General features: G+C 72.4%; 27 protein-coding genes. 15 read left to right on the forward strand and 12 right to left on the reverse strand.

Translation table 11 applies throughout. The features are described 5' to 3' along the window. Positions 1-30: 30 nt before the first annotated feature. From ACFWYM_RS28245 to ACFWYM_RS28255, 3 genes are all read left to right on the forward strand, one after another. Complete coding sequence (locus tag ACFWYM_RS28245; RefSeq protein WP_384843159.1) at positions 31-1,161, forward strand: PP2C family protein-serine/threonine phosphatase; 1,131 nt, start codon at positions 31-33, stop codon at positions 1,159-1,161. A 281-nt stretch (positions 1,162-1,442) separates the two neighbouring features. Then, positions 1,443-2,795, forward strand: coding sequence for a transcriptional regulator (locus tag ACFWYM_RS28250; RefSeq protein WP_384843162.1), 1,353 nt, complete (start codon positions 1,443-1,445; stop codon positions 2,793-2,795). 122 nt (positions 2,796-2,917) lie between these two features. Continuing rightward, entirely contained in the window at positions 2,918-3,460 is a 543-nt protein-coding gene (locus tag ACFWYM_RS28255; protein WP_384843165.1) for an NUDIX hydrolase, read from the forward strand. Between the two features lie 13 nt (positions 3,461-3,473). Here the strand turns inward: ACFWYM_RS28255 and ACFWYM_RS28260 are convergent, their stop codons facing one another. Beyond that, the gene (locus ACFWYM_RS28260; protein WP_384843168.1) at positions 3,474-3,731 is read right to left on the reverse strand and encodes a hypothetical protein; all 258 of its coding nucleotides are present in this window, start codon (positions 3,729-3,731) and stop codon (positions 3,474-3,476) included. A 237-nt stretch (positions 3,732-3,968) separates the two neighbouring features. Further along, positions 3,969-4,829 carry a 3-hydroxybutyryl-CoA dehydrogenase gene (locus tag ACFWYM_RS28265; protein WP_384843170.1) on the reverse strand — a complete coding sequence of 287 codons (861 nt, stop codon included), beginning with the start codon at positions 4,827-4,829 and terminating at the stop codon, positions 3,969-3,971. A gap of 206 nt (positions 4,830-5,035) precedes the next feature. On the opposite strand from ACFWYM_RS28265, the gene ACFWYM_RS28270 reads away from it, so the two are divergent. Beyond that, complete coding sequence (locus ACFWYM_RS28270) at positions 5,036-6,274, forward strand: glycoside hydrolase family 10 protein (RefSeq protein ID WP_384843173.1); 1,239 nt, start codon at positions 5,036-5,038, stop codon at positions 6,272-6,274. A 194-nt stretch (positions 6,275-6,468) separates the two neighbouring features. Here ACFWYM_RS28270 and ACFWYM_RS28275 read toward each other — a convergent pair whose 3' ends face one another. After that, positions 6,469-6,666: a DUF1918 domain-containing protein gene (locus ACFWYM_RS28275; RefSeq protein ID WP_384843176.1), complete on the reverse strand. Its 198-nt coding sequence runs from the start codon at positions 6,664-6,666 to the stop codon at positions 6,469-6,471. 81 nt (positions 6,667-6,747) lie between these two features. Further along, complete coding sequence (locus ACFWYM_RS28280) at positions 6,748-7,797, reverse strand: DMT family transporter (protein ID WP_384843179.1); 1,050 nt, start codon at positions 7,795-7,797, stop codon at positions 6,748-6,750. Between ACFWYM_RS28280 and ACFWYM_RS28285 the strand changes: the two genes are divergently transcribed. The 3 genes from ACFWYM_RS28285 to ACFWYM_RS28295 all read left to right on the forward strand — a co-directional run bounded on the left by ACFWYM_RS28285 (position 7,796) and on the right by ACFWYM_RS28295 (position 10,429). Beyond that, on the forward strand, positions 7,796-9,253 hold the full coding sequence (locus ACFWYM_RS28285) for a PLP-dependent aminotransferase family protein (protein WP_384843182.1): 1,458 nt from the start codon (positions 7,796-7,798) through the stop codon (positions 9,251-9,253). The genes ACFWYM_RS28280 and ACFWYM_RS28285 overlap by 2 nt on opposite strands. Then, positions 9,250-9,708, forward strand: coding sequence for a GNAT family N-acetyltransferase (locus ACFWYM_RS28290; protein ID WP_384843185.1), 459 nt, complete (start codon positions 9,250-9,252; stop codon positions 9,706-9,708). Before ACFWYM_RS28285 ends, ACFWYM_RS28290 begins: the two co-directional genes overlap by 4 nt. A gap of 118 nt (positions 9,709-9,826) precedes the next feature. After that, the gene (locus ACFWYM_RS28295; RefSeq protein ID WP_384843188.1) at positions 9,827-10,429 is read left to right on the forward strand and encodes a histidine phosphatase family protein; all 603 of its coding nucleotides are present in this window, start codon (positions 9,827-9,829) and stop codon (positions 10,427-10,429) included. 24 nt (positions 10,430-10,453) lie between these two features. Here ACFWYM_RS28295 and ACFWYM_RS28300 read toward each other — a convergent pair whose 3' ends face one another. From ACFWYM_RS28300 to ACFWYM_RS28320, 5 genes are all read right to left on the reverse strand, one after another. Next, positions 10,454-11,551, reverse strand: coding sequence for a pyridoxal-phosphate dependent enzyme (locus ACFWYM_RS28300; protein WP_384843191.1), 1,098 nt, complete (start codon positions 11,549-11,551; stop codon positions 10,454-10,456). A 125-nt stretch (positions 11,552-11,676) separates the two neighbouring features. Beyond that, positions 11,677-12,141 (reverse strand): DUF6314 family protein, encoded by a 465-nt coding sequence (locus ACFWYM_RS28305; RefSeq protein WP_384843194.1) that lies wholly within the window; start codon positions 12,139-12,141, stop codon positions 11,677-11,679. Then, positions 12,138-12,710 carry a GrpB family protein gene (locus tag ACFWYM_RS28310; RefSeq protein ID WP_384843197.1) on the reverse strand — a complete coding sequence of 191 codons (573 nt, stop codon included), beginning with the start codon at positions 12,708-12,710 and terminating at the stop codon, positions 12,138-12,140. The genes ACFWYM_RS28305 and ACFWYM_RS28310 overlap by 4 nt, the downstream gene beginning before the upstream one ends. Positions 12,711-12,828: 118 nt before the next feature. Further along, entirely contained in the window at positions 12,829-13,821 is a 993-nt protein-coding gene (locus ACFWYM_RS28315; protein ID WP_384843200.1) for an aldo/keto reductase, read from the reverse strand. A 161-nt stretch (positions 13,822-13,982) separates the two neighbouring features. Further along, positions 13,983-14,459, reverse strand: a complete 477-nt coding sequence (locus ACFWYM_RS28320; protein ID WP_384843203.1) for a VOC family protein — start codon at positions 14,457-14,459, stop codon at positions 13,983-13,985. A 218-nt stretch (positions 14,460-14,677) separates the two neighbouring features. Here ACFWYM_RS28320 and argC point away from each other — a divergent pair, with 218 nt between their 5' ends. From argC to ACFWYM_RS28345, 5 genes are all read left to right on the forward strand, one after another. Further along, positions 14,678-15,706: an N-acetyl-gamma-glutamyl-phosphate reductase gene (gene argC / locus ACFWYM_RS28325; RefSeq protein WP_384843205.1), complete on the forward strand. Its 1,029-nt coding sequence runs from the start codon at positions 14,678-14,680 to the stop codon at positions 15,704-15,706. Beyond that, positions 15,703-16,857: a bifunctional glutamate N-acetyltransferase/amino-acid acetyltransferase ArgJ gene (argJ, locus tag ACFWYM_RS28330; RefSeq protein ID WP_384843208.1), complete on the forward strand. Its 1,155-nt coding sequence runs from the start codon at positions 15,703-15,705 to the stop codon at positions 16,855-16,857. The genes argC and argJ overlap by 4 nt, the downstream gene beginning before the upstream one ends. Before the next feature lie 162 nt (positions 16,858-17,019). Further along, positions 17,020-17,973, forward strand: a complete 954-nt coding sequence (gene argB, locus ACFWYM_RS28335; protein ID WP_384843211.1) for an acetylglutamate kinase — start codon at positions 17,020-17,022, stop codon at positions 17,971-17,973. Beyond that, entirely contained in the window at positions 17,970-19,163 is a 1,194-nt protein-coding gene (locus tag ACFWYM_RS28340) for an acetylornithine transaminase (protein ID WP_384843213.1), read from the forward strand. The genes argB and ACFWYM_RS28340 overlap by 4 nt, the downstream gene beginning before the upstream one ends. A 16-nt stretch (positions 19,164-19,179) precedes the next feature. Then, entirely contained in the window at positions 19,180-19,761 is a 582-nt protein-coding gene (locus tag ACFWYM_RS28345) for an arginine repressor (RefSeq protein WP_384843216.1), read from the forward strand. 20 nt (positions 19,762-19,781) lie between these two features. Here the strand turns inward: ACFWYM_RS28345 and ACFWYM_RS28350 are convergent, their stop codons facing one another. The 3 genes from ACFWYM_RS28350 to ACFWYM_RS28360 all read right to left on the reverse strand — a co-directional run bounded on the left by ACFWYM_RS28350 (position 19,782) and on the right by ACFWYM_RS28360 (position 22,134). Beyond that, positions 19,782-20,741, reverse strand: a complete 960-nt coding sequence (locus ACFWYM_RS28350) for a bile acid:sodium symporter family protein (RefSeq protein WP_384843219.1) — start codon at positions 20,739-20,741, stop codon at positions 19,782-19,784. 94 nt (positions 20,742-20,835) lie between these two features. Further along, on the reverse strand, positions 20,836-21,543 hold the full coding sequence (locus ACFWYM_RS28355) for a L,D-transpeptidase (protein WP_384843222.1): 708 nt from the start codon (positions 21,541-21,543) through the stop codon (positions 20,836-20,838). A 3-nt stretch (positions 21,544-21,546) separates the two neighbouring features. Continuing rightward, positions 21,547-22,134, reverse strand: coding sequence for a pyridoxamine 5'-phosphate oxidase family protein (locus ACFWYM_RS28360; protein ID WP_384843225.1), 588 nt, complete (start codon positions 22,132-22,134; stop codon positions 21,547-21,549). Between the two features lie 146 nt (positions 22,135-22,280). Between ACFWYM_RS28360 and argH the strand changes: the two genes are divergently transcribed. The 3 genes from argH to ACFWYM_RS28375 all read left to right on the forward strand — a co-directional run bounded on the left by argH (position 22,281) and on the right by ACFWYM_RS28375 (position 25,878). Continuing rightward, positions 22,281-23,711 carry an argininosuccinate lyase gene (gene argH / locus ACFWYM_RS28365; RefSeq protein WP_384843228.1) on the forward strand — a complete coding sequence of 477 codons (1,431 nt, stop codon included), beginning with the start codon at positions 22,281-22,283 and terminating at the stop codon, positions 23,709-23,711. A 65-nt stretch (positions 23,712-23,776) separates the two neighbouring features. Beyond that, positions 23,777-24,328, forward strand: coding sequence for a TetR/AcrR family transcriptional regulator (locus tag ACFWYM_RS28370; RefSeq protein WP_384843231.1), 552 nt, complete (start codon positions 23,777-23,779; stop codon positions 24,326-24,328). Then, entirely contained in the window at positions 24,325-25,878 is a 1,554-nt protein-coding gene (locus tag ACFWYM_RS28375; protein WP_384843234.1) for an MFS transporter, read from the forward strand. Before ACFWYM_RS28370 ends, ACFWYM_RS28375 begins: the two co-directional genes overlap by 4 nt. Positions 25,879-25,997 lie beyond the last annotated feature (119 nt).

Raw genomic sequence — 25,997 nt, forward strand, 5'->3', positions numbered from 1 at the left:
CGCTGAACAGGGCCTAGGGGGGCCATCGGCATGATCCGTATCAAGCCTCGCTCTCCTCACCGGGCGAGGCACCGGGCCCGGTTCCGGAGGAAGATCACCACCAGGGTCTCCCGTATCCCCCGTATCGAACCGAAGCGGGCCCGGCGGGCGCTCACCCTCGGGCTCCCCACGGTCTGGGGCGCGTTCGCGATCACCTACAAGCTCGCCTGCCCGCTGGCCCAGCAGAACGGCCTGGGGGCACGCATCGTCACCAGCGCGGTCTTCTTCGTCGTCGGCACCGGCCTGATACTGCACGTACGGCGGGCGCTGCAGCGGGAGTTGCGGCAGCTGCGCGAGGTCGCGGGCGCCGCACAGAACACCTTGCTCCGTCCGCTGCCGCCGCGCATCGAGGGCCTCGGCATCGCGGCCGGCCGGCTCTCCGCGTCGGACGGCGCCTCCGTCGGCGGCGATCTCTACGAGGTCGTGGCCACCGACCACGGGGTGCGGGTGATCATGGGCGATGTGCGCGGGCACGGTCTCGCCGCCATCGCCACCGTCGCCGCCGTGCTCGGCTCCTTCCGCGAGGCCGCCCACGACGAACCCGAACTGCCGCTGGTGCTGCGCCGGTTGGAGCGGGCCCTGGCGCGTCACCTGAGGGAGCGCTCCCGCGCGGAGCACCCGGCGGGCGGCGGTGTGGTCTCCGACTGCCCGCTGGGCGAGGAGTTCGTGACGGTCCTGCTCCTGGAGATCGGCGCGGACGGCGAGGTGTCCGCGCTGAACTGCGGTCACCCCTGGCCGTACCGCCTGGGCAGCCGGGCCGAGCAGCTCCCCGGCGGGGAACCGCTGCCGCCGCTCGGGCCCTTCCCGCTCCCCGCCGAGCTGCCGGTGCTGCCCTGCGGTCCGCTGCTGCCGGGCGAGACCCTGGTGCTGCACACGGACGGGATCGAGGACGCGCGCGACGCGGACGGCCGGTTCTTCCCGCTGCAGAGCGCGCTCACCGAAGCGGTGCGCGGCCAGTCGACGGCGCCGGAGTCGCTGATCCGCTCGGTCTACGCCGAACTGCTGCGCCACACCGGCAAGTTGCCCACCGACGACGCCGCGCTCCTGGTGCTGCGCAACGAGCGCAGACGCGTACCCGTGCAGCACTCCGAGCCCGTGCACCGGGCCCGCACGCTGAGTTGAGGGATCCCGGACTCCGGGGCTCCGGGCCCGACCGGCGCGCGCCGCCCGTCCCGCCGTGGAGTGTCGGGCAGACCGGCGGGCACGGGCGGCGCCAGAGTGGGCCGCCGCGCACTTCGAGGGGGGAGCCGACGGCCCCGCCGGCCTCCTTGTGAGGCACCTCAGTCAACCGATCGCGCCCCAGCCGCGACAGCGCGTGCACTCACCGGATGCGGGCATTCCGTTCACACCCCGTGTGAAGCCACCTCAACTAGGCTGGCCGGACCGAGCCATCGGAGGGCACCATGCAGCCCAACACCCTGCTCGACGCGATACTCGACGAAGCCGGAATCTCCCACGCGGGCCTCGCCGCCCACGTCAACCACGCCGGCAAGGCCAGAGGTCTCGCGCTGAGGTACGAACACACGGCCGTCGCCCGCTGGCTGAAGGGGCAGCGGCCGCGCGGCCAAGTCCCCGATCTCATCTGCGAAGTGCTCGCCGCCCGTCTCCAACGCCCCGTCACCCTCGATGACATCGGCCTCGGCGTGCCCGGCGTGCCGGCCGCCCGCTTCGGCGCCGCCGCCTCCTCCACGCTCTCCGGCTTCGTGGAGCGGGCCACCGCCCTGTGGCGCTCGGACCAGCAGCAGCGGCCGCACCTCCTGGGCGCGCCCGCGGTCACCGGAACGCCCGCCGTGATGCCCGTATGGGAGTGGGAGAACCCGCCGGAGGACGTGGACGTGTCGCGCGGCGGGCGCCACCCCGTCAGCACGGCCGACATCGACATGATGCGGGCGGCCCGCGCCCACTACGAGCAGATGTACCGCAAGACAGGGGGCATCGCGACGCGCAGCCGGATCGTCGGCTTCCTCAACTCCGAGGTGGCGCCGCTGCTCCGGGGCAGCTACACGGACGCGACCGGGCGCCAACTGCACCGTTCCACCGGCGGGTTGGTGGCCATCGCGGGGATCTGCGCCTATGACTCGGACGCCCACGGCCTCGCCCAGCGCTACTTCCACCAGGCGCTGCGGCTCGCCAAGGCCAGCGGGGACAGGGGACTCGGCGCCTATGTCATCGCCCTGCTCGTCAACCAGTCGCTGTTCATGCGCGAGTACCGCCAGGCCGTCGCCTTCGCGGAGGCCGCCCTGCGCGCCGCGGGCCGCGACATCACCCCCGCCCTCGCCTCCGACCTGTACGCGATGCAGGCCAAGGCGTACGCGCACCTGGGCGACGGCAGCAGCGCGCTGTCCTGCATCCGGCGTGCCGAGGCCGCGGCCGACCGGATCAGCCGCGGCCGGGAGCCGGACGAGACCGGCTATGTCCAGCCGGGCCTGGTCAACGTACAAGTGGCGGAGGCACTTCTGAGCCTCGGCGACCTGACCGGGGCGCGCGAACACGCCGCGGCGGCCGTGGACACCCCGGCGCACGACCGGGGCCGGGTGCACCGCCTCGCGATGCTCAGCCAGATCGAACTGCGCCAGGGAAACACCGACGAGGCGGTGGCCACGGCGGTGGAAATGGCAGAACAGGCACGGGGGATGGAGTCGCAGCGGCTGCGCGACCGGCTGCGCGCGGTGCGCGAACATCTCGTACGCAGCGACTGCGCCGGCACGGCCGAGGCGGCCGAACTCATCGACGGCGCCCTGCGCGTTCCGCTGTAGGTCGGCGCGCGTTCTGTTTCACGGGGGGTGCTCCGGAGGCCATCCGGCGCTGTGCGCACACGCTGCTCCGAACACTCTGCTGCTGCGATATTGCCATCTACCCGGCGGAAGGTGGCAGAACCGTGCAGTGGACGAAACAGAGCGAACAAACTGTGTATGGAAATCGATGGTTCACGGTCAATCTCGCAGATGTCGAGTTGCCCGACGGCCGGCACCTCGATCACTTCCTGATACGGCTGCGGCCCGTCGCCGTGGCCACCGTCGTCAACGACGCCAACGAGGTGCTGCTGCTGTGGCGGCACCGCTTCATCACGGACAGCTGGGGCTGGGAACTCGCGGCGGGCGTCGTAGAGGACGGCGAGGACATCGCGTACGCGGCGGCACGGGAGATGGAGGAGGAGACCGGCTGGCGGCCGGGACCGCTGCGGCACCTGATGAGCGTCGAGCCCTCGAACGGGCTCACCGACGCCAAGCACCACATCTACTGGTCCGACGAAGGGACGTACATCGGCCACCCCGAAGACGACTTCGAGTCGGACCGCCGCGAGTGGGTCCCGCTCAAGCTGGTCCCCGACATGGTGGCCCGCGGCGAGGTTCCGGCCGCCAACATGGCCGCGGCCCTGCTCCTCCTGCACCACTTGCGCCTCGGTCAGGACGGGCGCTAGCGGCATGGCCCCGCTAGCGGCCGAGCGCCTGCCAGATCGATACGGCGAGTGCTCCGACCGCCGCGAGCGCGACGATGGCGGGCAGCGGCCAGCGGGTGTTCTCCAGGGCGGTGACCCGAGTGATCAGGGCCTCCTGGTTCCTGACGCTCTGTTCGTCGTGCTGGGTGAGCAGCGCAAGCCGTCCGTCGACGCGGGCCAGGCCCACATCCAGGTTGCGCCGTAACTCAGCGAGTTCTTCCGGGACCACGGGATGGTCGGGATCGGCGATCACGGGATCCGCTCCTTTCTGTAGTCGTCCATCCCCCTGATGCGCACCGAAAGTCAACTCGCCTGGTGGGCGCGGCGGGAGCGTGTGCGAGAGGCATATGCGAGCCCATTGCGCACACGGTGTGTGAACGCCACGGGCCCGGCACTCGTGAGAGTGCCGGGCCCGTGGCGTTCTGTCGCTTTCTGTCTTTACGCTCTGTGGTCAGCCGTACGGCTCCCCACGCGGTTCAGGCGTACGCGATCAGGCGTACGTGTAGAAGCCCGAGCCGGACTTCCGGCCGAGGCGGCCCGCGTCGACCATGCGCTGCAGGAGCGGGGGAGCGGCGTACAGCGGCTCCTTGTACTCGGCGTACATGGAGTCGGCGACCGAGGCGACCGTGTCCAGGCCGATCAGGTCGGCGAGCTTGAGCGGGCCCATCGGGTGGGCGCAGCCCAGCTCCATGCCGTTGTCGATGTCCTCGCGGCTGGCGATGCCCGACTCGAACATCCGGATCGCGGAGAGCAGATACGGGATGAGCAGGGCGTTGACCACGAAGCCCGAGCGGTCCTGGGCGCGGATCGCGTGCTTGCCGAGGACCTTCTCGACCAGGACCTGGGCGCGGCTGATGGTGCCCTCGGACGTGGTGAGGGCCGGGATCAGCTCGACGAGCTGCTGCACCGGGGCCGGGTTGAAGAAGTGGATGCCGATGACCTGGTCGGGGCGGGACGTCGCGACGGCCAGCTTCACCAGGGGGATCGAGGAGGTGTTGGAGGCGAGGATCGCGTCCTGACGGGTCACGACCTGGTCGAGGACCTGGAAGATCTCGGTCTTGACCTGCTCGTTCTCCACGACGGCCTCGATCACCAGGTCGCGGTCGGCGAACTCGCCGAGGTCCGTGGTGAAGGAGAGCCGGTCAAGGGCCGAGTCCCGCTCCTCGTCGGAGATCTTGCCGCGCTCCGCGGCCTTGGTCAGGGAGTTGTACAGCCGCGTGCGGCCGATCTCCAGGGCCTCACCGGTGGTCTCCGCGACCTTCACATCCAGTCCGGAGCGGGCGCAGACCTCCGCGATCCCGGCGCCCATCTGGCCACAGCCCACCACTCCGACGCGCGTGATATCGGTCATGGAGTCGGTCACCTCGTGCCTTTCACTGATCAACGGGGCCGGCAGGTCCCCCGTACGGTTGCGGTGCCTGCCCGGGGAGCATGGTCAAGCGCCCCCTCGGCCGTGAACGTTACTCCGCAACCTCAGGTGCATGCGGGGCCGGGTCGGGCATGCTGTCCTCTGCGGCCGTGGTGGCGGCGGGAGTTCGGACTCAGGGGGGCGACTCGATGAGGCGTATGTCACGCAGAGGCTTCGCGCTGACGGCGGCCGCGACGGTGGCGGGGCTCGCCACGGCCGGGGACGCGGCAGCCGCCGGGGCCGGGGCGCGGGGGTGGCCGCGGCGCGAGATGCGCGGGATGTGGGTGGCGAGCGTCGCCAACCGCGACTGGCCCTCCAAGCCCGGCCTGCCCGCGGCACAGCAGCGCGCCGAGCTCCTCGCCTACCTGGACACGGCGGTGCGCCGCAGGCTCAACACCGTGATCTTCCAGGTCCGGCCCACCGCCGACGCGCTCTGGCCCTCGCCGTACGAGCCGTGGTCGGAGTACCTCACCGGCGTGCAGGGCCAGGACCCGGGCTGGGACCCGCTGGGCACCGCCGTCCGCGAGGCCCACCGGCGCGGGCTCGAGCTGCACGCCTGGTTCAACCCGTTCCGCGTCGCCAACCACACGGACCCCTCCCGCCTGGTCCCCACGCACCCGGCCCGTGTGCACCCCGACTGGATCGTGCCGTACGGCGGCAAGCTCTACTACAACCCGGGGCTCCCCGAGGTCCGGGCCTTCGTCCAGGACGCGATGCTGGACGCGCTGCGCCACTACGCGATCGACGCGGTGCACTGGGACGACTACTTCTACCCGTATCCGGTGGCGGGCCAGGTCTTCGACGACGACGCGGCCTACGCGCGCTACGGCGGGGGCTTCCCGGACCGGGCGGCCTGGCGGCGGGACAACATAGACCGCCTGGTGCGGGAGATGTCGGTGCGGGTGAAGAAGGTGAAGCGGGGCGTCGACTTCGGGATAAGCCCCTTCGGTGTCTGGCGCAACGCCTCGACCGACCCGCTCGGCTCGGACACCCAGGCCGGGGTGCAGACCTACGACAACCTCCACGCGGACACCCGCGGCTGGGTCAAGAAGGGCTGGCTCGACTACATCTGTCCGCAGCTGTACTGGAACATGGGCTTCGCCGTCGCCGACTACGCGAAGCTGGTGCCGTGGTGGTCGGACGTGGTGCGCGGCACGGGCGTGCGGCTCTACGCGGGCGAGGCGCTGTACAAGGCGGGCGACCCGGCGCAGCCCCCGGCCTGGCAGGACCCGGCGGAGCTGTCCCGGCACCTGACGTACGCCGATGGCTTCCGGCAGGTGCGCGGGCACGTCTTCTTCTCGGCCAAAGAGGTCACCGTCGACAGGATCGGCGCGATGGCGCGGGTGGTCGCTGATCACTATCAAGAACCGGCCCGGCCGCCGCGCTGAGAGAGGACTAGGACCTGTCCGGCGGATCTTGCCGCGGTCGCGGGCTGTTCCACGCCGATCTGCGGCGTTGTCGTCGGTTGCCAACGCTCCGCGTTGTCGCCCTCCTCCGCCTTGCATCTCGACGCACCACAGCCCGCTCACCAGCGACGGACGGCACAGCTCGGAATCATGCGGCCTGATCCGCCGGACAGGCCCTAGCCCTCGTCGTCGGCGAAGGGCCGCACCACCGTGTCGGGGCCCGGCGACATCAGCGTCTCGTGGCCGTCCTCGAAGCGGACGCGGTACGGCGGCCCGCCGTTCTGGCCGAGGACCTCGATGACCTCCGCAGTTCGGTCGTGCTGTCCGACGATCCTGCCGTGCACCAACAGCCGGTCACCCACGGATGCCTGCATGGGGACTGCCCTCCTCGGCCCGTCTCATGGTGGCGTTGTGTGGCGGTAAGTGTACGGCTGGTGGCGGGAGTTGGGACCGGCTCAGCCGCGGGCACGTTGGGTCACCGCGATGCAGATGAGCACGGCGGCCGCCGTGATGGGCGCGGCCACGGTGAGGTGCTCGCCGAGCAGGAACACCGACCAGACGAGGGTCAACAGCGGCTGGGCGAGCTGGAGTTGGCTGGCCTTGGGGATGCCGATCAGGCCCATGCCCTTGTACCAGACGACCAGGCCGAGGAACTGTGAGCCCGCCGCCACCCACAGCAGCCCCGCCACCGCGTGCCCGGTCAGCTGCACCGGCTCGTACGCGAGCGCGACCGCCGCACCGGTCACGGCGAGCGGCAGGCACAGCACGAGCGCCCAGGAGATGACCTGCCAGCCGGGCATGACCGAGGCGAGCCGGCCGCCCTCGGTGTAGCCCGCCGCGCAGATCAGCAGTGCCCCGAAGAGATACAGGTCGGCGCGGGTGAGGGCGCCGCCGCTCTGCTGCACGGTGAAGGCGATCACCGCCGCCGCGCCCACGCACGCGGCGACCCAGAACGTCCGCGAGGGGCGGGCGCCCGTGCGCAGCGACGAGAGCACGGCCGTGGTCAGCGGCAGCAGGCCCACCACGACCGCCGAGTGCGCGGTCGTCGCTGTCTCCAGGGCGAGCGTGGTGAGTATCGGGAAGCCGAGCACCACCCCGGCGCCGACGACCGCGAGTCCGCCCCAGTGCCGCCGCTCGGGCACCGGCACCCGCAGGGCGAGCAGGCAGGTGCCCGCGATGACGGCGGCGAGAACGCTGCGCACGCTGACCAGGGACCACGGGCCGAAGCCTTCGAGGCCCCAGGCGGTGGCGGGGAAGGTGAGCGAGAAGGAGGTGACGCCGAGGGCGGCGAGGAGGGTGCCGGTGCGGTGGCGGCGGGCGCGGGCGGCGAGGTCGTCGGCCGCGCTGACTCCCGCTTCCGCGGCTCCGACGCGGGCTCCGGTTGCAGTGGCCCCGACCTCGGTGGCTCCGGCCCCGGTGGCTCCGGCCCCGGTGGTCCCGGCGGCGGGGCGGCCGCCGTTGACCGCTATCCCGGTTTCTTCGGTAGTGCTACTGTGCGCTCTCATGAACCACGGTAGCAGTGTGGGTGAGTTGGCGAAACAGCTGAGAAACGAGTTGGACCGCTACTCTCCAGGTGGAAAGCTGCCGTCGAGCCGGGCGCTGGTCGAGCGCTTCCGGGTGAGCCCCGTGACGGTGTCCCGGGCGCTCGCCCAGCTCGCCGCCGAGGGGCTCGTGGTGACCCGGCCGGGCGCGGGCGCGTTCCGGGCCGAGGAGCGCGCGGCCGCGGAGCCCGCGGGGGACACCTCCTGGCAGGAGGTCGCGCTCAGCGCCGACGCCGCCGCCGAACTGGTGCCGCGCGCCGTCGACGCCTCCGCCGTCCTGGTCACGCTCACCACCCCGCCGACCGGCGTCATCGAGCTCAGCGGAGGCTATCTGCACCCCTCGCTCCAGCCCGAGCGGGCCATGGCCGCGGCGCTCGCGCGGGCCGGCCGGCGCCCCGGCGCCTGGGGGCGCCCGCCCATCGACGGGCTGCCGGAGCTGCGCGAGTGGTTCGCGCGCGGCATGGGCGGGGCGCTCACGGCCGCCGAGGTGCTGATCACGGCGGGCGGCCAGAGCGCGCTCACCACCGCCCTGCGCGCCCTCGCCCCGCCCGGCTCGCCGGTCCTGGTCGAGTCGCCCACCTACCCCGGCCTGCTGGCCATCGCCCGCGCCGCGGGACTGCGCCCGGTACCGGTACCGGTGGACACCGACGGCGTCCGCCCCGACCTGCTCGCCGCCGCGCTCAAGGCGACCGGCGCGCGGGTGTTCGTCTGCCAGCCGCTGTTCCAGAACCCGACGGGGGCGGTGCTCTCCGCCGAGCGCCGCCCCGAGGTCCTGCGCATCGCCCGCGAGGCGGGGGCCTTCGTCGTCGAGGACGACTTCGTACGGCGACTGGTCCACGAGGACGCCGGGCCGCTGCAGCGCCCGCTCACCGAGGACGACCACGACGGCGTCGTCGTGCACGTCTGCTCGCTCACCAAGGCGACCTCGCCGAGCTTCCGGGTCAGCGCCCTCGCCGCCCGCGGTCCCGTCCTGGAGCGGCTGCGCGCGATCCAGGTCGTCGACCACTTCTTCGTGCCCAGGCCGCTGCAGGAGGCGGCCCTGGAGCTCGCCGGGTCCCCGGCCTGGCCGCGCCATCTGCGCAACGTGGCGGGGGAGTTGCAAAGCCGCAGGGACACCCTGGCCGCCGCGGTGCGCCGCCGCCTCCCCGAGCTCGCCCTGCCGCACGTCCCGGCGGGCGGCTACCACCTGTGGCTGCGCCTGCCCGACGGCACCGACGAGGCCGCCTTCGTCGCGGCGGCCCTGCGGGCGGGCGTCGCCATCGCCCCCGGCCGTCCCTACTTCGCCGCCGAACCCCCGGCCGCCCACGTGCGGTTGAGCTTCGGGGCGGCGTCCGGCGCCGCCGAGCTGGGGGAGGGGGTGGAGCGGCTGCGGGGGGCCTGGGAGGCGGTGCGGGGCGGCCGTGAAAGGCTCACGTCATGACGGACAGCACCCCATCACCTGGGCCCCGGCTCCCCGAGGGATACGAGTTCACCGCCGACTCCGAGCGCATCGACGTCGACCGCGTGCACGCCTGGCTCTCCACCGACGCGTACTGGGCCCTCGGGCGCACGCGCGAGAAGCAGGCGGCGGCGATGCGGGGTTCGCTCAACTTCGGGGTGATCGACCGGAGTTCAGGGCTCTTGGTGGCGTATGCCCGGGTTCTCACCGATGAGGCCACGTTCGCCTGGCTCTGCGATGTGTACGTGGACCGGGAAGCCCGCGGCAAGGGGCTCGGCGTCGCGCTCGTGGCCGCCGTACGGGAGTGGCTCGAACCGCTCGGCCTGCGGCGGATGCTGCTCGCGACCGGGGACGCGCACGGGGTGTACGAGAAGGTGGGCTTCACCGCGCTGCCCAAGCCGGAGCAGTGGATGGTGCTGCACTTCGACGAGTCCTGATCCGCAGGACAGCCCCCGGGGCTCCCCGGGGCTCCCCGGGCTCCTGGTGACGGCGTGAGGAATTCCGCACTCGCGGGGAAACCTTGACCTCGCGCCCCACGAACCCCACGATCACCGCATGCACGCTCGCGTCACACTCATCGCCGCCGCCCGCAGCGCCTCGCTGCTCGCGGAGCGCTTCGACGACGACCGGCCCCTCGACCAGGCCGGCTGGCACGAGGTGCAGCGCGCCGCCCCCGCGCTCCTGCCGCTCGGCGTGGCCGAGCTGCGCTACTGCTCGCCCACGCCGCGCAGCCGGGCCACCGGCGACGCCCTCGGTTTCGCCCCGCTCGCCCAACCGGCGCTGCGGGACTGCGACATGGGGCGCTGGCGCGGCCTGACCCTCGCCGAGGTGACCGCCCGCGAACCGGCCGCCGTCGACGCCTGGCTGGGCGATCCGCGCTCGGCCCCGCACGGCGGTGAGTCGCTGCTCGGCTTCATCTCCCGGGTCGGCGGCTGGCTCGACACCCGGCCGGTCGGCGACGGCAGCCGGGTCCTCGCGGTCGCCGAGCCCGCCGTGGTGCGGGCCGCGCTCGTCTACGCCCTGAAGGCGCCCCCGTCCTCGTACTGGAACATCGACGTGCGCCCCCTGGCGACGGTCTCCCTCACCGGCCACGGCGGCCGCTGGAACCTCCGCCTGGACGCGGCGGCGGCAGACCGGAGCGGGACCGCCCCGCTGTAGCGGTCTCGGACAGGACGGACGGGCTCAGCCCGCGCGGGCCGAGCGGCGCGGCCACTCCCACGCACCGCCCTCGTAGTACCGCTCCAGGACCGACAGGTGCGGCTCCGGGTCGAGGCCGCGGCCCGCCAGCCACTCCCCGTCGTCGTACGTGCCCCGGTAGGCCGCGAGGCCGTCCCCGGCGACCATCACCACCGTGCCCCGGCCGCCCGACTCCCGCAGCCGCGTGGCCAGATGGCAGGCGCCCCATAAGCCCGCGCCCGCCGCCGGGCCCACCGCGAGGCCCGCGTGGGCGTTCAGCCACTGCATGCCCGCGATGCTCGCCGCGTCCGGCACCGGGATCACCAGGTCGATGACGTCCGGCCGGAACTCCGGTTCGGTGCGCGGCCGGCCGAGCCCCGGGATGTGCGAGGGCAGCCCCGTCATGAAGTCGTCCACGTCGCTCACCCAGGCCGGGAAGTACGCGGAGTGCTCCGAGTCGACCACCGCGAGCCGGGTGGGCAGCGCGTCGTCGAGGATGCGCCGCCCGATGAGCGCCGACGTCACGCCCGTCGCCGCGCCGACGACCACCCAGGCGGGCGGCCGCGTCCGGGGCAGCAGTTCGTCGGCGAGGGTCGGCGCGGGGCAGTCCGCGAGGGTCGCCGCGGCGCCGGGGGTGAAGTGGTCGAGGAAGAACCCGTCGACGGTGCGGGCCAGTTGGCGCGCCTCGTCCTGGACGCCCGCGGGCGGCGCCGTCGCGTCGAGCACCCGGCCCCCGTACGCCTGGACGCGCTCGCGCAGGGAGCACGGGGTCCGCCGCGGCATGAGCGCGACGAAGCCGACGCCGATGACGCGGGCGAAGTAGGCCCCGGCGACCGCCACCGCCCCGCCCGTCGCCACCACCACCGTGCCGCCCCTGCGCAGTTCGCCGCGGCGCACCGCCGCCACCAGGAGCGCGCGCACCAGCCGGTGCTTGATGCTGCCGGTGGGCTGCGCCGATTCGTCCTTCACCCGGATCCGGACCCGGCGGTCGGCGCCGACGGGAACAGGCAGCGTGGCCAGGGGCGTCGGTCGCGCGTCCGCGACCAGGAGGCGGACGGCGTGTGCCGCCCAGGCGTTCTCGTTGCCGCTGGCGCTGTCCTTCATGTCGTCTATGATCCTCGCCCCGCCGGACGGGTTCCCCGCCGCTTGGCAGAGAGTCGACGCTGCTTGGCAGAGAGTCGACGGGCTTGGAGGCGCGAGGGCTCCGGTGTGGCCGAGGAGTGGACCTCTTATGAGCTCTGCGTGTTGTCCCGGGTGCAGTCCGTCGTCAGGACCAGGTCCTTTGCGGGGCCGCGGACCCGCCATCGCATGTGCCAGTGGCCCTCGTCCTGGACCTCGAACTCGCCTTTGTAGAGGTCCTGGGCGCAGGGGTGGTCGGCCGTGTGACGGCCCGACCGGAGGTCCAGGTCGTGGAAGGGGCGGCCGTCCGTGAAGCGCACCAGGGCCGTGCCCTGTTCCACACCTGGCTCAAAATCGAGGGTCCGCTCGGCCGGTCGCGGGGTGCCCTGCCAGACGAAGGTGCCGGACTCGTGCTGGCGGAGGCGGCCGCCGCCGTCGGGAGTGAAGCGGACCGTGCCGGTGAAACGGCCCTCGGCGCCGGTCGACAGGTCCCGCACCGTCCGCTCGACCCGCCACGTACCGGCGAGATACGCGAGCACGTCGGGCACGGGGAAGGGGGCGGCGCGGCCGGTCACGGGGCACCCCACCCGGTCTCGGCGGCCCATCGCTGCGCCCCGGCCATCAGCACCTCGGTGGCCGGGGCCTTGATCTGCCCGTAGTCCTCGAGCGTGGACACGCTGTGCGCGAGCCGCCGCTTGAAGGCGCCCCACGCGGCCCGCGCCGCCGCGTCCGCGCGCAGATAGTCGCGGAACAGCAGCGCGTACTGCGAGCCGTAGCCACCGTGGACGCGCAGATGGACGTTGCAGCGGCGGCCGCCGACCGGCGGGGCGAAGACCAGCTTGTGGGAGCGGTGCCCGAAGGAGAGCTCCGAGCGGTTCCAGGGCTCCGGCCGGCACCGGAACCCGATCGCGGTCAGCAGCGGCACGGACCGCGCCTCGTCCAGGGCGCGCATCCGCACCTGTACGTCGATGCAGTCCTTGGCCGCGAGCCCCGGCACGGAGGTGGAGCCGACGTGGTCGACGCCGACCGCGAGCTCCCCGAGCACGGGCCGCAGCTGCGCGGCGACGTCCTCGAACTCGCCTGGCCACGTGTCCTTGTAGTCCACGACCGAGAGGGGGTGGGCGGACTCGTCGGGGAAGGGCATGCCCGCAGGCTACGCGTCCCGCCCGGACGGGGGCGAGCACGTGATCGCCCCCGTCCGGCGGCCGCGGCCCGCCGCTCAGCGGCCGACAGCCCGTGTCTCAGCGGTCGGCAGCCGCTCCTCAGCGGTCGATGACGGAGAGGCTGCCCTCGTCGTAGCGCGCCCCGGCGACCTGCCCCACGGGCGCCGCCGCGTCGATCGCGGCGAGCTCGGCGGCCGAGAGCTCGACACCGAGGGCGCCCAGGTTCTCCTCCAGGTACGTGGTGCGCCGGGTCCCCGGGATCGGCACCACGTCGGCGCCCTGGTGCTGGACCCAGGCGAGCGCGAGCTGGCCCGCCGTGACGCCCTTCTCGGCGGCGAGGGCCTCCAGGGCGTCCACGATGGCGAGGTTGCGTTCGAGGTTGCCGTCGGCGAAGCGGGGCTGGGTGCGCCGCAGGTCGTCCGCGGGCAGCCCCTCGACGGAGGTGTAGCGGCCGGTCAGGAAGCCCCGGCCGAGCGGCGAGAACGGCACGATGCCGACGCCGAGTTCACGGCAGACCGGGACGATCTCGGCCTCCAGGTCCCGGGTCCACAGCGACCACTCGCTCTGCAGCGCGGCGATGGGATGCACCGCGTGGGCCCGCCGGACCGTGCGGGCGCTCGCCTCCGAGAGCCCGAGATGACGCACCTTCCCGGCCCGCACCAGCTCGGCCATCGCCCCGACGGTCTCCTCGATCGGCACGCCCTGGTCCACCCGGTGCAGGTAGTACAGGTCGATGTGGTCGACGCCGAGCCGCCGCAGCGAGGCGTCGCACGCCTCGCGCACGTACGCGGCGTCGCCCCGGATGTGCGCGGGCTCGCCCAGCTTGTTGGCGAAGCCGAACTTGGTTGCCACGACGGCCTGTTCGCGCCGTGCCCCGGCGAGCGCCCGGCCGAGCAGCCGCTCGTTGTGCCCCGCCCCGTAGAAGTCCGAGGTGTCGAGGAGGCTGACGCCGAGGTCGAGGGCGTGGTGGATCGTCGCGACGGACTGGGTGTCGTCCGAGGCGCCGAAGCCATGGCTCATCCCCATGCAGCCGAGGCCCTGCGCGGAGACGGTGAGTGCGCCGAGGCGGCGGGCGGGGACGCTGCTGGTCATGCGGGTTCCTCCTGGCGGTGCTTGGTGCTTGGTGCTGTGGGCCTGACTCCGGTGCCGACCGTAGGAGTTGGAGCGCGCTCGAAGTCAAGCCCACGAGGAGGAGCCCTCGGCAGAGCGAGGAGGAGCCCTCGGCAGAGGGGGAAAGGGGTGGCAGGGGGCGATCAGGCCCCGTCCGCCGCCGCGCGCAGCGCCGCCACGTCGAGCTTCTTCATGCCGAAGATCGCCGTCATGACGCGCTGGTTGCGGGCCGGGTCGGGGTCCGCCATCAGCTCGCCGACGATGGCCGGGACGACCTGCCAGGACAGCCCGAACTTGTCCTTGAGCCAGCCGCAGGGGCCCTCCTCGCCGCCGTCCTCGGTGAGCTTGGACCAGTAGTGGTCGACCTCTTCCTGGTCGGCGCAGTCGATGGTCAGCGAGACGGCCTCGTCGAAGGTGAACTCGGGGCCGCCGTTGAGTGCGATGTAGGGCTGCCCGTCGAGCTCGAAGTCGACGGTCAGGACGGAACCGGCGGGCCGGGGAGCGCCCTCCCCGTAGTGGGAGATGTGGTTGATCTTCGAGTTCGGGAAGACCGAGACGTAGAACTCGGCGGCCTCCTGGCCCTTGGTGTCGAACCAGAGGCAGGGCTTGATCGCGGGCATGGCTGGCTCCTCTTCCTGGAGAGTGCTCTCATATGGCGAACGGTTCGAGCAGACGCCGCTGCCATGGGTGGCGGACGCTTCTGCCGTCGGACAGCGGCGATTCCTTCGCCAGTACTGACCGTCCCGCCGCCCGGAACTCATCGCCACCGGAGCAAGAACTCGCTTTGCATAAACGTGCAGGTCTGCGTATAGTCATGCCATCCAAGAGGGAAGGTTCCATGGTGGTACGCGCAGCAGTGGCAGGGGCGAGCGGATACGCGGGCGGCGAATTGCTGCGCCTGCTCCTCGTCCACCCCGAGGTGGAGATCGGCTCCCTGACCGGCAACTCGAACGTGGGCCAGCGCCTCGGCGCGCTGCAGCCGCACCTGCTGCCGCTGGCCGACCGCGTGCTCGAGCCGACCACGGCCGAGGTCCTCGCCGGTCACGACGTCGTGTTCCTCGCGCTGCCGCACGGGCAGTCCGCCGCCGTCGCCGAGCAGCTCGGCCCGGATGTCCTCGTGGTCGACATGGGCGCCGACTTCCGGCTCAAGGACGCGGGCGACTGGGAGAAGTTCTACGGCTCGCCGCACGCCGGGACCTGGCCCTACGGACTGCCCGAACTGCCGGGTGGCCGCGCCGCGTTGGAGGGGTCCAAGCGCATCGCGGTGCCCGGTTGCTACCCCACGGCCGTCTCGCTCGCCCTGTTCCCCGCGTACGCGGCGGGGCTCGCCGAGCACGAGGCCGTGATCGTCGCCGCGTCGGGCACCTCCGGCGCGGGCAAGGCCGCCAAGCCGCACCTGCTCGGCAGCGAGGTCATGGGCTCCATGTCGCCGTACGGGGTCGGGGGCGGCCACCGGCACACCCCCGAGATGATCCAGAACCTCAGCGCGGCGGCGGGCGCGGCCGTCTCCGTCTCCTTCACGCCGACCCTCGCCCCGATGCCGCGCGGCATCCTCGCCACGTGCACCGCCAAGGCCAAGCCGGGCGTCACCGCCGAGTCCGTGCGGGCCGCGTACGAGAAGGCCCTCGCCGACGAGCCGTTCGTCCACCTGCTCCCGGAGGGGCAGTGGCCCGCCACCGCCGCCGTGTACGGCTCCAACGCCGTGCACATCCAGGTCGCCCTGGACGAGGCCGCGGGCCGTGTCATCGCGATCGCCGCCATCGACAACCTCACGAAGGGCACCGCGGGCGCCGCGGTGCAGAGCATGAACATCGCCCTGGGCCTCGACGAGACCACAGGACTCTCAACGATCGGAGTCGCGCCGTGAGTGTGACGGCAGCCAAGGGATTCACGGCCGCGGGCATCGCCGCCGGGATCAAGGAGAACGGCAACCCGGACCTGGCCCTCGTGGTCAACACCGGGCCCCGTCTCGCGGCCGCGGGCGTCTTCACCTCCAACCGCGTGAAGGCCGCCCCCGTCCTCTGGTCCGAGCAGGTCCTCAAGGGCGGCCAGGTCGCCGCCGTCGTCCTCAACTCCGGTGGCGCCAACGCCTGCACGGGCCCGCAGGGCTTCCAGGACACGCACGCCACCGCCGAGAAGGTCGCCGAGGTCCTCGACGGCGTCAGCGCCGGTGAGGTGGCTGTCGCGTCGACCGGGCTCATCGGTCTGACGCTGCCGATGGACAAGCTCCTTCCGGGCGTCGAGGCCGTCGCGGCCGAACTCTCCCCGCACGGCGGCGAGAAGGCCGCCATCGCCATCAAGACCACGGACTCCGTGCACAAGACGGCCGTGGTGGAGGGCGACGGCTGGACCGTCGGCGGCATGGCGAAGGGCGCCGGCATGCTCGCGCCCGGCCTCGCCACGATGCTCGTCGTGCTCACCACGGACGCCGCCCTCGACAGCGACGTCCTGGACCAGGCGCTGCGCGACGCCACCCGCCTCACCTTCGACCGGATCGACTCCGACGGCTGCATGTCCACCAACGACACCGTGCTGCTGCTCGCCTCCGGCGCCTCCCAAGTCGCCCCGGAACAGGGGGAGTTCGCCGCCGCCGTCCGCGCCGTCTGCGACGACCTGGCCCGCCAGCTCATCGGCGACGCCGAGGGTGCCAGCAAGGACATCCGCGTCGAGGTCGTCAACGCCGCGAGCGAGGACGACGCCGTCGAGGTGGGCCGCTCCATCGCCCGCAACAACCTCCTCAAGTGCGCGATCCACGGCGAGGACCCCAACTGGGGCCGGGTCCTGTCCGCGATCGGCACCACGTCCGCGGCCTTCGACCCGGACCAGCTGAACGTCGCCATCAACGGCGTCTGGGTCTGCAGGAACGGCTCCGTGGGAGAGGACCGCGAGCTCGTGGATATGCGCTACCGCGAGGTCCGCATCACGGCAGACCTCGCGGCAGGCGATGCCGAAGCGACCATCTGGACCAATGACCTGACGGCCGATTACGTCCATGAGAACAGCGCCTACAGCTCTTGACGTGCCCGCTTGGTTGTCGCGGGTCCTCGTCGTCGCCGATGAGGGTTCCTGTTTCACCGGCGACAGCTCACCCCGGACGAGTCCGAGGGGAGTCTTACGTCGCCTCCGCAGGCCAACACCGCCCGCCCGGCGGCTGATCCGAGATCCTTCCGAAAGTCGGCTATGACGGTCAATCACTCAGAAGAGCGAAAGTCCTCAACTCGCAAGCACACCGCACTGCCCAAGGCCCAGACCCTCATCGAGGCGCTGCCCTGGCTCACCCGGCACTACGGCAAGACCGTCGTCATCAAGTTCGGCGGCAACGCGATGGTGAACGAGGAGCTGAAGCACGCCTTCGCCCAGGACGTCGTGTTCCTGCGCCAGGCGGGCCTCAAGCCCGTGGTGGTGCACGGCGGCGGCCCGCAGATCAGCGCGCGCCTCGACAAGGAGGGCCTGGTCAGCGAGTTCAAGGCGGGCCTGCGCGTCACCACTCCGGAGGCCATGGACGTCGTACGGATGGTCCTGGCCGGACAGGTGCAGCGCGAGCTCGTGGGCCTGCTCAACCAGCACGGACCGCTCGCCGTGGGCCTCACCGGCGAGGACGCGCACACCATCACCGCCACCAAGCACTGGCCCGAGATCGACGGCGAGCCGGTCGACATCGGCCGGGTCGGCGAGATCACCGAGATCGACACCGGCGCGATCGAGGCGCTCCTCGCCGACGGCCGCATCCCGGTCGTCTCCTCGATCGCCCGCTCCCAGGACGACGGACATGTCTACAACGTCAATGCTGATACGGCGGCTTCGGCACTCGCTGCGGCGCTGGGTGCCGAGACGCTGATGGTCCTCACGGACGTCGAGGGCCTGTACGAGGACTGGCCGAACTCGGACGAGGTGATCAGCAGGCTCACCGCGACCGAACTGGAGAAGCTGCTCCCGGAGCTGGCGAGCGGCATGGTCCCGAAGATGCAGGGCTGTCTGCACGCGGTGCGCAACGGGGTCGAGACGGCGCGCGTGATCGACGGGCGCGTCCAGCACTCGATCCTGCTGGAGATCTTCACTGACGAGGGCATCGGCACGATGGTCGTGCCGGACACGCCCGAAGGAACGGACCCCGAGGGGGAGTCGCAGGCATGAGCAGCAACACCGAGCTGACACAGCGGTGGCAGGGCGCGCTGATGGACAACTACGGCACGCCGCGCCTGCCCCTGATCCGCGGCGAGGGCACGAGGCTCTGGGACGCCGACGGCAAGGAGTACCTCGACTTCGTGGGCGGCATCGCCGTGAACGCCCTCGGCCACGCCCACTCCGCGGTGGTGCGGGCGGTCAGCGACCAGGTCGCCACGCTCGGCCATGTCTCGAACCTCTTCGTCGCCGAGCCGCCGGTCGCGCTCGCCGAACGGCTGCTCCAGCTCTTCGGGCGCGCGGGCCGCGTGTACTTCTGCAACTCCGGGGCGGAGGCCAACGAGGGCGCCTTCAAGATCGGCCGCCTGACGGGGCGTTCGCACATGGTCGCCACCCAGGGCGGCTTCCACGGCCGGACCATGGGGGCGCTCGCGCTCACCGGCCAGCCCGGCAAGCAGGAGCCGTTCCTCCCGCTGCCCGGTGACGTCACGCATGTGCCGTACGGGGACGTGGAGGCGCTGCGCGCCGCGGTCACCACCGACACCGCGCTCGTCGTGATCGAGCCGATCCAGGGCGAGAACGGCGTCGTCGTGCCGCCCCCGGGCTACCTCAGGGCGGCCCGCGAGATCACCGCCGCCACCGGCACGCTCCTCGTCCTGGACGAGGTGCAGACGGGCATCGGCCGCACCGGCCACTGGTTCGCGTACCAGGCGGAGGAGGGCGTCACGCCCGACGTCGTCACGCTCGCGAAGGGCCTGGGCGGCGGCCTGCCGCTCGGCGCCACCGTCGCGTTCGGCGCCGCGGCCGAGCTCCTGGGGCCCGGCCAGCACGGCACGACGTTCGGCGGCAACCCGGTCGTGTGCGCCGCGGGCCTCGCGGTCGTGGAGACGATCGCTGAGGAGTCGCTGCTCGAGAACGTGAAGGCGCAGAGCGAGAAGCTGCGCACCGGAATCGAGTCACTCGGACACCCGCTCGTCGGCCATGTCCGGGGCGCGGGCCTCCTGCTGGGTATCGTGCTCACCGAGCCGCTGGCGCCGCAGGTGCAGCAGGCGGCCCAGGACGCCGGTCTCCTCGTGAACGCGCCCGCCCCCGATGTCGTACGGCTGATGCCGCCGCTGAATCTGCGTGACGACGAGGTGGACGTGTTCCTGCGGGCGCTGCCCGGCGTACTCGACGCGGTCGACGGGGACGGACGAGCCTGAGAATGGGACGACGACGATGAGCCAGGCGCGAGGCAACGAACACGTGGCGGACACGGCGGACGCGGGAGCGACGGCCGGGGCGGAGCACGCGGGCCCCGCGGTGCCGCAGACCCGCACCGCGCGCCACCGCCGGATCGTGGACATCCTCAACCGGCAACCGGTGCGTTCCCAGAGCCAGTTGGCGAAGCTCCTCGCCGACGACGGCCTGACGGTCACCCAGGCCACGCTCTCCCGCGACCTGGACGAGCTGAACGCGGTGAAGATCCGCAACGCGGAGGGCGACCTCATCTACGCCGTGCCGAGCGAGGGCGGCTTCCGCACCCCGCGGGCCCCGCTCGGCGAGTCGGCGAAGGAGGAGCGGATGCGGCGCCTCTCGGCGGAGCTCCTGATCTCCGCCGAGGCCTCGGCCAACCTCGTGGTCCTGCGCACCCCGCCGGGCGCCGCGCAGTTCCTCGCCTCGGCGATCGACCAGGCCGAACTGCACGACATCCTCGGCACGATCGCGGGCGACGACACGCTGATGCTGATCAGCAGGAACCCGACGGGCGGCCAGGCGCTCGCGGACCATCTGCTGCGCTTGGCGTCCAACGAGCACTAGCCCCCTGTAGGAGAGGGGCACTAGCCCTTCGTACGCCGGGACATCCACGCGGCGACAACCGCCCCGGACACGTTGTGCCACACGGAGAACACCGCCGCGGGCAACGCGGCCAGCGGGCTGAAGTGGGCCGTGGCCAGGGAGGCGGCGAGGCCCGAGTTCTGCATGCCGACCTCGAAGGCCATGGCCCGCGAGGACGGGGCGCCGAGCCGGGCCAGCCTGCCCGCGCCGTAACCGAGCGCGAGACCGAGGCCGTTGTGCAGCACGACGGCCAGGAAGACCATCGCCGCGGCCGACTTGATGGCCGCCGCGCTGCCCGCGACGACGATCGCCACGATCGCGGCGATGGTCAGGGCCGACAGCCACGGCAGCGCGCCGAGCACCCGGTCCACGTACCGCCCGAGGAGCAGCCGCACGACCAGCCCGCCGGCGACGGGGAGCAGCACGGTCTTCACGATGTCCGTGACCATCGACCCCGCCTCCACGGGCAGGTACTCGCCCGCGAGCAGCAGCGTCAGCGGCGGTGTGACGAGCGGCGCGAGCACGGTCGATACGGTGGCGACGGAGACCGAGAGCGCCACGTCGCCCCGGGCGAGATAGGTCACCACGTTCGACGCGGTGCCGCTCGGCGCGCAGCCCACCAGGATCACTCCGGCCGCCAACTGCGGTGACAGGTCCAGGGCGTGGGCGATCAGCCAGCCGAGCCCCGGCATGATCACGTAGTGGGCGACGAGTCCGAGCCCGACCGCCCAGGGCCGCTTGGCGACGCCCTTGAAGTCCAGCGGGGTCATGGTCAGGCCCATGCAGAACATGACGACGCCCAGCAGATACGGGACGTTCGTGCCCCAGCCCTGGAAGGTGTCCGGCGTCGCGAGGCCGAGCGCGCCCGCGGCGAGCACGAGGACGGGGAAGACGGTGACGGCGCGGCGGGCGGCGCGGCCGCCGGAGTCCGCGTCGGAGGGGGCTGTCTGTTCGGTCTGCACCGGCCGAGCCAACGCCGCGCGGTCAGGCCCGCGCAACCCCGTCTCGATATGTGGTCCCTACAGGCACCTTCGGGTGCGGGCCGGTACCGGGTGCTCAGTACCGGGTGATCGCCGTCGGGCCCGACGCCGTGCCGATCGCGATGTGCGGCGCCCGCCCCGGCCGCACCCAGGCGAGGATCCGCCGCATCGCGTCCTTCGGCACCGACACACAACCGGCCGTCGCCGCCCGCCCGTTGACGTGCAGGAAGATCCCCGCCCCGCGCCCGCGCACCGGCCGGTGGTAGTTGAAGCCGATGACGAGGGCGTGCGCGTACTGCGGGTCGTAGGTGATGAGGTGCTCGGACTCGGCGGCGCGGCAGTCGCGGGGGCGGGGCTCGGTCCAGCGGTTGTACCGCGTCGACTTGTTGTCCTGGCACCACCACGAGTTCTGGTGGACGCGGCGGTACGGGGCCGTGGTGCCGCGCGGCGCGGACCTGATCCCGAAGGCGTACGGCAGGTCGTACAGGCCCGTCGGCGTCGTGTACGTGCCCTGCTTGCGCGAGCCGCCCTCCGCGAGGCCCTTCGAGCCGAAGCGCGCGGGCGCCGAACCCGCCTTGGCCCACCGCCCGCCGCGCCGCTCCCACCAGGTGACGGTGCCTGTGGTGGAGGAGGTACGGGCGGCCTGCGCGGTGATGAGCTGGGTGCCGCCGCCGGTGTCGGCCATGCGGGCGGGCAGGGGCGCGGTCGCGGCTGGGGCGGCGCCGAGCGCGGTGGCGGCGAGCAGGGTCACGGAGGCGAGGGTGGCGGCTCCACGTAAGCGCATGGCTCAGACCGTACTGGGCGGCAGCGGCAACGGCAGCCCCGGAAGTCCGTCCAGGCTCGAAGCGATGTGCTCCTTCTTCTCGAAGTACGCGCTCAGGGACGCGTCGTCCTCGCGGGCGAAGCGCCGGGCGTGCAGGTCGCGGTCCTCGTCGTACGACATGAAGGGCACGCCGTAGCCGCAGGAGTCACGGATGAGGTCGGCCGAGACGACGATGACGGCGCGCAGTCCGTGGAGGGAGGGGTCGATGCCGGGGAAGTGGCCGAGGAGCTCCGCGAAGCGCGGGTCGTCGCGGAAGACGGGCTCGCCCCTGCCGTGCACCCGCACGATGTTCGGCGGGCCCTGGAAGGCGCACCACATGAGGGTGATGCGGCCGTTCTCGCGGAGGTGGGCGACGGTCTCCGCGGTGCTGCCCGCGAAGTCCAGGTAGGCGACGGTGAGTTCGTCGAGGACGGCGAACGAGCCCTTCAGGCCCTTGGGGGAGAGGTTGACCGTGCCGTCGCCCGTGAGGGGCGCGGTGGCGGTGAAGAACAGCGGCTGTTCCTCTATGAAGGTGCGGAGCCTGCCGTCGATGCGTGCGTGAGTCTTTCCCATGCCCAGGGATTATTGGCCAGAGGTCGTTCGCCTGTCTAACGACTTGGTCCATCGTCTCGGCCAGTGGCCGGATTGACGAAACATACGGCCCACTGCATAATCATGCAGGACGGTGGATGAAGCGACATCCTTGAGGAGCACGTGCAGTGAGCAGCAGCAACAGCGGTGACGTCCGGCTCTGGGGCGGACGGTTCGCCGACGGTCCCGCCGAGGCCCTGGCGAAACTCTCCGCCTCGGTCCACTTCGACTGGCGCCTGGCCCCGTACGACATCGCCGGTTCCCGTGCCCACGCGCGCGTGCTGCACCAGGCGGGGCTGCTCACCGAGGACGAGCTGACCCGCATGCTCGCCGGGCTCGACCAGCTGGAGGCGGACGTCGCCGACGGCTCCTTCGTCGGCACCATCGCCGACGAGGACGTGCACACCGCCCTGGAGCGGGGCCTGCTCGAGCGGCTCGGCCCCGACCTCGGCGGCAAGCTCCGCGCCGGGCGCTCCCGCAACGACCAGGTGGCGACGCTCTTCCGGATGTACCTGCGGGACCACGCCCGCGTCGTCGGCGGGCTGCTGGCCGAGCTCCAGGAGGCCCTCGTGGGTCTCGCCGAGGCGCACCCGGACGTCGCGATGCCGGGCCGCACCCACCTCCAGCACGCCCAGCCGGTCCTCTTCGCGCACCACGTCCTCGCCCACGTCCAGTCCCTGTCCCGGGACGCCGAGCGGCTGCGGCAGTGGGACGAGCGCACGGCGGTCTCCCCGTACGGCTCGGGCGCGCTCGCGGGTTCGTCGCTCGGCCTGGACCCGGAGGCGGTGGCCAGGGACCTGGGCTTCGAGCACGGCTCGGCGGCCAACTCCATCGACGGCACGGCCTCGCGCGACTTCGTCGCGGAGTTCGCCTTCATCACGGCGATGATCGGTGTGAACCTCTCCCGGATCGCGGAGGAGGTCATCATCTGGAACACGAAGGAGTTCTCCTTCGTCACGCTGCACGACGCCTTCTCGACCGGCTCCTCGATCATGCCGCAGAAGAAGAACCCGGACATCGCGGAGCTGGCGCGCGGCAAGTCCGGCCGTCTGATCGGCAACCTCACCGGCCTGCTGGCCACGCTCAAGGCGCTGCCGCTCGCCTACAACCGCGACCTCCAGGAGGACAAGGAGCCGGTCTTCGACTCCTGCGACCAACTGGAGATCCTGCTCCCGGCGTTCACCGGGATGATGGCGACCCTCACGGTCAACCGCGAGCGCATGGAGGCGCTGGCCCCGGCCGGCTTCTCGCTCGCCACGGACATCGCGGAGTGGCTGGTCAAGCAGGGCGTCCCGTTCCGTGTCGCGCACGAGGTCGCGGGCGAGTGCGTCAAGGTCGCCGAGTCCGAGGGCAAGGAGCTGGACGAGCTCACGGACGACCAGTTCGCCGAGATCTCCTCCCACCTCACCCCCGAGGTCCGCACGGTCCTCAACGTCCCCGGCGCGCTGGCCTCGCGGAACGGGCGCGGGGGTACGGCGCCGTCGGCGGTGGCGGTGCAGCTGGCGGAGGTCAAGGGTGACCTGGCGGTGCAGAGGGAGTGGGCGGAGGCCAAGGGGTAGTCGCCGGCCTGCGGGACGCCGTCGCGTGTGAGACATTCTTGTCTCACACGCGTTAGGCTCGTCTCATGTCAGTCGATCGCGCCCACGTACTCCGCAGCGCAGCCACCCAACTCACCCGCAAGGCCACGTCCACCATGGACGAGGTGGCCCGCGCGGCGGGCATCAGCCGAGCCACCCTCCATCGCCACTTCGCGGGCCGCGACGCCCTCGTCCGCGCCCTGGAGGAGCTCGGTCTCCAGGAGTGCGAGGCCGCCCTCGACGCGGCCCGTCTGGACGAGGGCAGCGCGGAGGACGCCCTGCGCCGTCTGGTCCAGGAGGTCGAACCCGCCGCCGGGCTGCTCGCCTTCCTCGTCACCGAGAACCAGCTCTTCGAGGGCGACTCCATGAACGAGGGCTGGGCCCGCCTCGACGAGCGCGTGGCCGCCCTGTTCCGGCGCGGCCAGGAGAGCGGTGAGTTCCGCATCGACCTGAGCCCCGTCTGGCTCACCGAGGCGCTCTACGGCCTCATCGGCTCGGGCGCCTGGGCCGTCCAGGACGGCCGGGTCGCGGCCAAGGACTTCTCATACATGATCTCCGAGCTGCTGATCGGCGGCGCCCGGCGGAGGGTGGAGTCATGAGCAGCACACAGCAGCGCGCGACACCCCCGCCTCCGCCCCCGTCCCCGTCGTCCGACGTGGAGAAGAGCCCCGGCCGCTGGCTGGCGCTCGCGGTGCTCGTGCTCGCCGTCCTCCTGGTCGCCGTCGACGCGACCGTGCTCGGCCTCGCGACCCCGTACATCAGCGAGGACCTCAAGCCGTCCGGCACCCAGCTGCTGTGGATCGGCGACGTCTACTCGTTCGTGATCGCCGGACTTCTGGTGTCCATGGGCAGCCTCGGCGACCGCATCGGCCGCAAGAAGCTGCTCCTGACGGGCGCGGTCGCCTTCGGCGCGGTCTCGGTGCTCAACGCGTACGCCACGAGCCCCGAGCTGATGATCGTGGCCAGGGCGCTGCTCGGCGTCGCGGGCGCGACCCTGATGCCGTCCACGCTCGCGCTGATCCGCAACATCTTCCACGACCCGCGCGAGCGCAGCCTCGCCGTGGGCATCTGGGGCGCCATGGCCTCGGCGGGCGCGGCGGTCGGTCCGGTCGTCGGCGGCTTCCTGCTCGAACACTTCTGGTGGGGCTCGGTCTTCCTGATCAACCTCCCCGTGATGGCGGTCCTGGTCCTGGTCGGCATCAAGCTCCTCCCGGAGTCCAAGAACCCGGCACCGGGCCCCTGGGACCTGATGAGCGTCGCGCTCTCCCTCATCGGCATGATCGCGATCGTGTACGCCATCAAGGAGGCGGCCGCGCACGGCTTCCGCTGGGACATCGCGGTCGCGGCGGTCCTGGGACTGGCGGCGCTCACCTGGTTCGTACGTCGCCAACTGACCCTCACGGCGCCCCTGTTGAACATGCACCTGTTCCGCAACCGGGGCTTCTCGGGCGCGGTCCTGGCCGACCTGCTGACCGTGCTCGGCCTCTCGGGCCTGGTGTTCTTCCTGTCCCAGTTCCTCCAACTGGTCCAGGGGAGGCGCCCGTTCGAGGCGGGCCTCGCCGAACTCCCGGCCGCGGTCGGGGCGGTGACGGCGGGCCTGATCGCGGGCATGGTCGCGCGCCGCTTCTCGGTGCGGGCGGTGGTGGCGGGCGGACTCGCGGCGGTGGGCCTCGCGCTCGCCGCGCTCACCGGGATCAGCCAGTCCACCGGCTACCCGCTGCTCGGCGCCTCGCTCCTGGTGGTCGGCGTCGGCGCGGGCTTCTCGTTCACGGTCACCGCCGACGTGATCCTCTCCAGCGTGCCCAAGGAGCAGGCGGGCGCGGCCTCGGCGGTCTCCGAGACGGCGTACGAACTGGGCGCGGCCCTCGGCATCGCCCTGCTCGGCTCGATCGTGACGGGCGTCTACCGCGACTTCACGGCCCCACCGGGCACCCCGCCCGACGTGGCATCCGCCGCCCACGAGTCCCTGGGCGGCGCGGTCGAATCAGCGGCGACGCTCCCGCCCCGCACGGCCGAACCCCTCCTCGCCTCGGCCCAGGACGCGTTCGTGGACGGCCTGCGCCTGGCCTCAGCGGTCGGAGCGGGCGTCCTCCTGGCCACGGCGGTGGCAGCCTGGTTCCTCCTCAAGGGCCAACGCCTGGAGTCATAGCCCCCACTCGCAGACGACGGCCCCGCCCTGCGGGGCAGCCGCTCCCGCCTTGCGGGACAGCCACTTCCGCCCTGCGGGCCCGTCGTCCCCGCCCTGCCGGACAGCCCGCCTCCGCCCTG

The organism is Streptomyces sp. NPDC059009 (assembly GCF_042740175.1).
In the GTDB taxonomy this organism is placed as follows: domain Bacteria; phylum Actinomycetota; class Actinomycetes; order Streptomycetales; family Streptomycetaceae; genus Streptomyces.

What these genes read in the sequence shown, in the direction of transcription:
- ACFWYM_RS28345 (WP_384843216.1), top strand. Translation starts at nt 19,180, where the DNA reads ATGAGCCAGGCGCGAGGCAACGAACACGTGGCGGACACGGCGGACGCG.
- argC (WP_384843205.1), top strand. Translation starts at nt 14,678, where the DNA reads ATGGTGGTACGCGCAGCAGTGGCAGGGGCGAGCGGATACGCGGGCGGC.
- ACFWYM_RS28265 (WP_384843170.1), bottom strand. Translation starts at nt 4,829, where the DNA reads ATGACCGATATCACGCGCGTCGGAGTGGTGGGCTGTGGCCAGATGGGC.
- ACFWYM_RS28280 (WP_384843179.1), bottom strand. Translation starts at nt 7,797, where the DNA reads ATGAGAGCGCACAGTAGCACTACCGAAGAAACCGGGATAGCGGTCAAC.
- ACFWYM_RS28285 (WP_384843182.1), top strand. Translation starts at nt 7,796, where the DNA reads ATGAACCACGGTAGCAGTGTGGGTGAGTTGGCGAAACAGCTGAGAAAC.
- ACFWYM_RS28340 (WP_384843213.1), top strand. Translation starts at nt 17,970, where the DNA reads ATGAGCAGCAACACCGAGCTGACACAGCGGTGGCAGGGCGCGCTGATG.
- ACFWYM_RS28320 (WP_384843203.1), bottom strand. Translation starts at nt 14,459, where the DNA reads ATGCCCGCGATCAAGCCCTGCCTCTGGTTCGACACCAAGGGCCAGGAG.
- ACFWYM_RS28315 (WP_384843200.1), bottom strand. Translation starts at nt 13,821, where the DNA reads ATGACCAGCAGCGTCCCCGCCCGCCGCCTCGGCGCACTCACCGTCTCC.
- ACFWYM_RS28270 (WP_384843173.1), top strand. Translation starts at nt 5,036, where the DNA reads ATGAGGCGTATGTCACGCAGAGGCTTCGCGCTGACGGCGGCCGCGACG.
- ACFWYM_RS28355 (WP_384843222.1), bottom strand. Translation starts at nt 21,543, where the DNA reads ATGCGCTTACGTGGAGCCGCCACCCTCGCCTCCGTGACCCTGCTCGCC.
- argB (WP_384843211.1), top strand. Translation starts at nt 17,020, where the DNA reads ATGACGGTCAATCACTCAGAAGAGCGAAAGTCCTCAACTCGCAAGCAC.
- ACFWYM_RS28275 (WP_384843176.1), bottom strand. Translation starts at nt 6,666, where the DNA reads ATGCAGGCATCCGTGGGTGACCGGCTGTTGGTGCACGGCAGGATCGTC.
- ACFWYM_RS28295 (WP_384843188.1), top strand. Translation starts at nt 9,827, where the DNA reads ATGCACGCTCGCGTCACACTCATCGCCGCCGCCCGCAGCGCCTCGCTG.
- ACFWYM_RS28360 (WP_384843225.1), bottom strand. Translation starts at nt 22,134, where the DNA reads ATGGGAAAGACTCACGCACGCATCGACGGCAGGCTCCGCACCTTCATA.
- ACFWYM_RS28300 (WP_384843191.1), bottom strand. Translation starts at nt 11,551, where the DNA reads ATGAAGGACAGCGCCAGCGGCAACGAGAACGCCTGGGCGGCACACGCC.
- ACFWYM_RS28370 (WP_384843231.1), top strand. Translation starts at nt 23,777, where the DNA reads ATGTCAGTCGATCGCGCCCACGTACTCCGCAGCGCAGCCACCCAACTC.
- ACFWYM_RS28245 (WP_384843159.1), top strand. Translation starts at nt 31, where the DNA reads ATGATCCGTATCAAGCCTCGCTCTCCTCACCGGGCGAGGCACCGGGCC.
- ACFWYM_RS28250 (WP_384843162.1), top strand. Translation starts at nt 1,443, where the DNA reads ATGCAGCCCAACACCCTGCTCGACGCGATACTCGACGAAGCCGGAATC.
- ACFWYM_RS28310 (WP_384843197.1), bottom strand. Translation starts at nt 12,710, where the DNA reads ATGCCCTTCCCCGACGAGTCCGCCCACCCCCTCTCGGTCGTGGACTAC.
- ACFWYM_RS28290 (WP_384843185.1), top strand. Translation starts at nt 9,250, where the DNA reads ATGACGGACAGCACCCCATCACCTGGGCCCCGGCTCCCCGAGGGATAC.
- ACFWYM_RS28375 (WP_384843234.1), top strand. Translation starts at nt 24,325, where the DNA reads ATGAGCAGCACACAGCAGCGCGCGACACCCCCGCCTCCGCCCCCGTCC.